The following is a 773-nucleotide window of genomic DNA, read 5'->3' as shown; positions in this document are numbered from 1 at the left end:
CAATAGAACTTAACAGCAAGATTTTTGAATGGGTTTTCGCAGTGAAAGCAGATAGTTATATGGATGAGTTAGTTGCTCAAAGCGACATATCAGATATAACTGACAAGATTGATAATTTAAACATCAATCAAGAACAAAAGGCGATTTTAGATAGGCTCTTCGAGTCTGCCGAGCAGAAAGCAGGCAAAGCGCTCGAAAATAGAGTAAGATGGAAAATATAACTTAAAAAAATTCCCCTCCTGGTCAGTAAGTTTGGCGACCGAAGACACAGGAGGGGAGGAGGACATAAACAGTATGACACAACTACAACTTTTTACAAGCACATTACCAAAGAAGCCATATTATACCGATGACCTTTTCAGTGGTTTAAGTATAGCAAAAGCAGAGATAGCCAAGAAGGCTAAATATATACAGCATAACGGACCAACTCACCTTTACTGGATGGCGTTTGATATTGACCGTCCAGGTGCAAGCATTGATTGGTCTGACCGTGGGGCACCCGCTCCGAATCTGACAGTTAAAAATCAAGCCAACGGGCACGCTCACGCTCTGTATGCCCTATCCACAGCAGTCCGCACAGCACCGGACGGAAGGGTGGCACCTCTGCGGTATGCAGCAGCAGTCGAAAACGCTCTGTGTGGGCTTTTAGACGCTGACAGAGGCTATGCAGGGCTAATCGTCAAGAACCCGCTTCACAAGCACTGGCAAGTCCACGAGTGGAACGACAGAGCCTATGAATTGGGAGAACTGGCTGACTATCTCTTTTTTTTTTT

The 773-nt window shown here is 44.9% G+C and carries 2 protein-coding genes; both read left to right on the top strand.

All coding sequences use genetic code 11. The features are described 5' to 3' along the window. Positions 1–221, top strand: a 221-nt coding sequence (locus tag GHO42_RS02940) for a hypothetical protein (RefSeq protein ID WP_218575982.1), incomplete at its 5' end; no start/stop codon positions are given. Positions 222–294: 73 nt separating this feature from the next. Continuing rightward, positions 295–773 (top strand): replication initiation protein (locus GHO42_RS02935; RefSeq protein WP_178114886.1); only part of this gene is annotated, 479 nt, incomplete at its 3' end.

It is taken from the genome of Pseudomonas sp. FSL R10-0056 (genome assembly GCF_009600105.1).
Taxonomy (GTDB): Bacteria; Pseudomonadota; Gammaproteobacteria; order Pseudomonadales; family Pseudomonadaceae; genus Aquipseudomonas; species Aquipseudomonas bubulae.
Note: the sequence above shows the minus strand (reverse complement) of the source record. Positions and strands in the feature narration are given on the sequence as shown.